This is a genomic window from Microbacterium sp., from assembly GCF_011620715.1.
Lineage (GTDB): Bacteria > Actinomycetota > Actinomycetes > Actinomycetales > Microbacteriaceae > Microbacterium.
Genome location: NZ_WOYP01000098.1, coordinates 13,446 through 18,398 on the forward strand (window position 1 = coordinate 13,446; position 4,953 = coordinate 18,398).

General features: G+C 69.3%; 5 protein-coding genes. 2 read left to right on the plus strand and 3 right to left on the minus strand.

Going from position 1 to position 4,953, the window contains the following annotated elements; genetic code table 11:
• Nucleotides 1–53: 53 nt before the first annotated feature.
• Nucleotides 54–860: an ABC transporter permease gene (locus QZV84_RS09750; protein WP_292828937.1), complete on the plus strand. Its 807-nt coding sequence runs from the start codon at nucleotides 54–56 to the stop codon at nucleotides 858–860.
• Nucleotides 861–990: 130 nt separating this feature from the next.
• On the opposite strand, the gene QZV84_RS09755 is transcribed toward QZV84_RS09750, so the two are convergent.
• The 3 genes from QZV84_RS09755 to QZV84_RS09765 all read right to left on the minus strand — a co-directional run bounded on the left by QZV84_RS09755 (nucleotide 991) and on the right by QZV84_RS09765 (nucleotide 4,356).
• Nucleotides 991–2,058 (minus strand): low specificity L-threonine aldolase, encoded by a 1,068-nt coding sequence (locus QZV84_RS09755; protein ID WP_292828933.1) that lies wholly within the window; start codon nucleotides 2,056–2,058, stop codon nucleotides 991–993.
• 137 nt (nucleotides 2,059–2,195) lie between these two features.
• Entirely contained in the window at nucleotides 2,196–2,900 is a 705-nt protein-coding gene (locus tag QZV84_RS09760) for an SDR family NAD(P)-dependent oxidoreductase (protein ID WP_292828934.1), read from the minus strand.
• Between the two features lie 40 nt (nucleotides 2,901–2,940).
• Nucleotides 2,941–4,356 (minus strand): DUF6421 family protein, encoded by a 1,416-nt coding sequence (locus QZV84_RS09765; RefSeq protein ID WP_292828935.1) that lies wholly within the window; start codon nucleotides 4,354–4,356, stop codon nucleotides 2,941–2,943.
• Nucleotides 4,357–4,431: 75 nt separating this feature from the next.
• On the opposite strand from QZV84_RS09765, the gene QZV84_RS09770 reads away from it, so the two are divergent.
• The gene (locus QZV84_RS09770; protein ID WP_292828936.1) at nucleotides 4,432–4,875 is read left to right on the plus strand and encodes an Lrp/AsnC family transcriptional regulator; all 444 of its coding nucleotides are present in this window, start codon (nucleotides 4,432–4,434) and stop codon (nucleotides 4,873–4,875) included.
• The last annotated feature ends 78 nt before the right edge of the window (nucleotides 4,876–4,953 follow it).

The following is a 4,953-nucleotide window of genomic DNA, read 5'->3' on the forward strand; positions in this document are numbered from 1 at the left end:
GCCCGGCGACCGGCCCGGCGAACTCGGCCGCGGACCGCGGCGGATCGGGCACACTGCAGCTGCTCGGCAACGAGCTGTCGACCCAGTTCCGGCGGTTGCGCACGTGGGCGATGCTCGCCGCGCTCGCCCTGATCCCGATCCTCATAGGCATCGCGATCCGGCTCGTCGGCGGGTCGGGTCCTGGAGGCGGCCCCGCGTTCCTCGACCAGATCACGAACAACGGGCTGTTCGTGGGCCTCGCCGCGATGACGGTGGCGATCCCGCTGTTCCTGCCGCTGACGGTGAGCGTCGTGGCGGGCGACGCGATCGCCGGCGAAGCCAGCCACGGCACGCTGCGCTATCTGCTGATCGCGCCGGCCGGACGAGTGCGCCTGCTGGTGGTCAAGTACCTCGCGGCGGCCGCGTTCTGCGTCGCCGGCACCCTCACGGTGGTGCTCGTCGGCACGCTCGTCGGGCTGGTGCTGTTTCCGATCGGGCCGGTGACGCTGCTGTCGGGTGCCCAGGTCTCGGTCGGCGAAGGTCTGCTGCGGCTGCTGGCGATCGCCGCATACGTCGCCGTGTCGCTGTTGGGCCTCACCGCGATCGGGCTGTTCTTCTCCACCCTCACCACGGTGCCGATCGGAGCGATGGCCGCGACGGCGATCCTGGCCGTGACGGCGCAGATCATCGGCTCGATCCCGCAGCTCGACGCGCTGCATCCATGGCTGTTCACCGACCGCTGGCTCGACTTCGCCGACCTGCTGCGCGCGCCCATCGTCTGGGACTCGTTCGCCGGAAACGCGGTCCTGCAGGGTGCGTACATCGCCGCCTTCGGGGCGGCGGCGATCATCCGATTCGTCACGAAGGACGTGCTCTCCTAAGACCGCGGCGCGCAGCGGGCTGAGCCCCAGCTGCGTCGCCGAGTGCACGGGATCTCCCCGAGCGCGCGGCTTTTCCATGCCGGCAACCCGTGCACTCGGCACCGAGGCGTGCACTCGGGGCTGAGCCGGCTTACGCCGCTGTCTCGGTCGCGATCGCGGCGATGAAGGCGTCGATGTCGGACTCGGTCGTGTCGAAGCTGCACATCCAGCGCACCTCGTTCTTCGAGGCGTCCCAGTCGTAGAAGCGGAACGATTCGCGCAGACGATCGGCCACGCCCGCGGGCAGGGTCGCGAAGACCCCGTTCGCCTGCGTCGGCTGCGTGAATGCGACGCCGGCGATCGATCCGTCCGCGAGGCCTGCCTCGACGCCGGCGCGCAGGCGCGCGGCCATCGCGTTCGAGTGCGCGGCGTTGCGCAGCCAGAGGTTTCCCTCCAGCAGCGCGATGAGCTGGGCCGAGACGAAGCGCATCTTCGAGGACAGCTGCATGTCGAGCTTGCGCAGGAAGGTCAGCCCCGCCGACGCATCGGGGTCGAGCACGACGATCGCCTCGCCCAGCATCGCGCCGTTCTTCGTTCCGCCGAAGCTGAGGACGTCGACGCCGATGTCGCGCGTGAAGGCGCGGAATCCTACGCCGAGGGATGCCGCGGCATTGGAGATCCGCGCACCGTCCAGGTGCAGCTTCATGCCGAGGGAGTGCGTGTGCTCGGCGATCGCGCGCAGCTCGTCGACCGAGTACAGGGTGCCGAGCTCGGTGGACTGCGTGACCGACACGACCAGCGGCTGAGCGCGGTGCTCGTCGCCCCAGCCCCACGCCTCGCGGTCGATCAGCTCGGGGGTGAGCTTGCCGTCGTCGGTGGGCACCGTCAGCAGCTTGATGCCGGCGACCCGCTCGGGCGCGCCGCCCTCATCCACGTTGATGTGGGCGGAGGATGCCGCGACCACGGCGCCCCAGCGGGGGAGCATCGACTGCAGCCCGACCACGTTCGCTCCCGTGCCGTTGAAGACCGGGAACGCCTCGACGCCATCGCCGAAGTGGTGTGCGAAGACCTCCTGCAGTCGCGCGGTGTACTCGTCCTCGCCGTAGGCGACCTGGTGCCCGTCGTTGGCGGTCGCGATCGCTGCGAGCACCTCGGGGTGGATGCCGGAGTAGTTGTCGGAGGCGAAGCCGCGCAGGGCGGTGTCATGGAGCGGAGTCACCCCTCCATCCTCGCATCGGCCGGCTCCGGGTGATCGCTGTGTCAGCGGCGCACAACTCCTGCACCGCAGAAGCCGTCGGGGGCCGACGACCCGGAATCACCTGGACTGGGCGGGGCTCGCGGGGATCGGTGGAGGAGTTATGCGCCACCCAGCGTGATCACCGAGTCATTGATGCCGTCCGCGTCCTGAGCCCAGAGCCCCGCGTAGGCGGCGGCGAGGGTCTGTTCGAGCCCCTCCAGGGCTTTGACGCGAAAGATGACGGCCGCCGCACGCAGAGGTTCACCGGCATCTCGAGCGCTCTTGGCGTAACCCTGTGCGACAGCGCGGGTCCATGCTTCGCTCGCGGCCTTGACGGCGGCGTAGTTCGCGCCCCCCGCCAGGGGGCGGGCCACCGCGGTGGAGGAGACGATCGCGAGGCGCCCGGCATCCGACGCCCGCAGGTCGGGGTCGAACGCGCGGCTCACCAGGCGGAGTGCGGTGAACGACCGCTCCAGGAAGCGGTAGTCATCCTCGCTCTGTCCGGCCAGGCCGCCGCCGCCGCGCCAGCCCCCCACCAGATGCAGGATGCCGTCGACCCGGCCGATCGCGCTGTGCACGTGCTGGGTGAGTTCCTGCACCGCGGCCTCGTCGGTCACGTCGCACACTTCGAGTCGAGCGGCCGGCGAGCCCGTCTCCGTCAACCGGTCGTTGAGCACTCGAAGCGAGTCCAAACGCGCCGAGTCCCTCCCGATGGCGACGACTCGCGCCCCTGCCGAAGCCAGCACGCGGGCCGCTGCCAGACCGCTGAGGCTCGTCGCTCCCGCAAGGAGCACGACCCGGCCCGCGACGGGGTTCTCAGGCATCGGGGTTCTCAGGCATCGGGGTTCTCAGGCATCGGGGTTCTCAGGTGTAGGCACCGCGGATGCCGGCGGTCGAGGAGATCACCGGGCGCATCTTCTTCTCGAGCGCCTCGAAGAACATCGACAGCGGGAACTCGTCGTCCAGCACCTCGTCGGTGTAGCCCCCCGGCTGGCCCGAGAGCACCTCGTCGGGCAGGCCGCGCGCCCACTTCGAGGCGGGGTGCGGGGTGAGGGTGGAGCTGACGAGCTCGTATGCGGCAAGCCAGTGGGCCATCTTGGGCCGGTCGATCGAGCGCCAGTAGAGCTCGTCGATCGCGTCGCCGAGCTCGACCACGGCGGCAGGAACACCATCCCAGTCGAACGCGAGCGAGGTGTCGGTCCAGTGCAGCACGCCGCGCCGATGCAGCCACGCGAACAGCAGCTGACCGCCGACCGCGTCGTAGTTGCGCACCCGCGTGCCGGTGATCGAGAACCGGAAGATCCGGTCGAAGATCACCGCATACTGCACGAGCACCGCGTGCTCGAGCATCTCGGCTTCCACGTCGCTGAGCGTCGCGCCGGCCTCGACACGCTCCCGCAGTCGCTTCGTGATCGCCACGCACTCGCGGAACGCCGTGAGGTCGCAGCGCAGCTCCTCCAGCGAATACAGGAAGAACGGCATCCGCTGCTTGATCATGAACGGGTCGAACGGCAGGTCGCCGCGCATGTGGGTGCGGTCGTGGATGATGTCCCACATCACGAACGTCCGCTCTGCAAGTGCCTGGTCGGTCAGCATCCGCGCCGCTTCGCCGGGCAGGTCGAGCTTGGTGATCTCGGATGCCGCACGCACCACGCGCCGGTAGCGCGCCGCCTCGCGGTCCTGGAAGATCGCGCCCCAGGTGAACGTCGGGATCTCGCGCATCGAGACCGTCTCGGGAAACAGCACGGCCGAGTTCGTGTCGTAGCCGGGGGTGAAGTCGATCAGGCGAAGGGACACGAACAGCCGGTTGACGTACTCGGTCTCGAGCTGCGCGATGAACTCGGGCCAGATGACCTCGACCAGCAGCGCCTCGACGTGCCGGTCGCGCGACCCGTTCTGCGTGTACATCGGGAACACGATGAGGTGACGGATGCCGTCCTCTCGGTGCAGCTGCGGCTGGAACGCCACGAGCGAGTCGTAGAAGTCGGGCACGCCGAATCCGCTGTCGGCCCAGCGCTCGAAGTCGTGCGCGTTCGCGGCGAGGTACTGCGCGTCGTGCGGGAACCGGGGCGACAGCATCCGGAGCGATTCGACGATCGTCTCGACGTACACGCGGGCGTCGCCGTGATCCTCGGTGTCGGGCACCGAGCCGTCCTGCGCCTGGATGTCCTGCAGCGCGATCGCAGCATCCTTCAGCGCGTGCCAGGCAGCGGTGTCCTCTACTGCGGTGTCCCGGGTGACGGGGCTCGCACCGTACTGGTCGATCTGGCTGAGGGACATGGGAAACCTCCGATCGCAAGGTTGGAGCGGAAATATTCCGGCAGATTAACTGGTGTGCCGATATTCTTTCATGTCATGGACGATCCTGTCGACACGGCTATCCTCGCGGAGGTCTCCCGCGATCCGCGCGCCACCCTCTCCCAGCTCTCCGACCGCGTCGGGCTGGGCGTATCCGCCGTGCAGGCGCGGCTGCGCCGCTTGGAGAGCAGCGGAGTGATCGCCGGGTATCGCGTGGTGCTCGACCCCGAGGCGGTCGGCAAGTCGCTCTCGGCGTTCATCGAGATCACGCCGCTGGATCCTTCGCAGCCCGACAATGCCCCGGAGCTGCTCGAGCACCTTCCTGCGATCGAGGCGTGCCACTCGATCGCGGGCGACGCGGCGTACATCCTGTTCGTGCGCGTCGCCACGCCGCGCGACCTCGAGGCCCTGATCCGGGACATCCGTGCGGCGGCCGCGGTCAGCACGCGCACCACCGTGGTGCTGCAGACCTTCTACGAGAACCGCCCGATCGCACTCTGACCCCCCTTGCGCGCCGAGAAGGTGCCCTGCGCGCCGAGAAGGTGCCCTGCGCGCCGAGAAGGTGCCCTGCGCGCCGAG

Excerpts from the sequence above, each read along its gene's own strand:
- QZV84_RS09765 (WP_292828935.1), bottom strand. The coding sequence starts at position 4,356 with ATGTCCCTCAGCCAGATCGACCAGTACGGTGCGAGCCCCGTCACCCGG.
- QZV84_RS09760 (WP_292828934.1), bottom strand. The coding sequence starts at position 2,900 with ATGCCTGAGAACCCCGTCGCGGGCCGGGTCGTGCTCCTTGCGGGAGCG.
- QZV84_RS09770 (WP_292828936.1), top strand. The coding sequence starts at position 4,432 with ATGGACGATCCTGTCGACACGGCTATCCTCGCGGAGGTCTCCCGCGAT.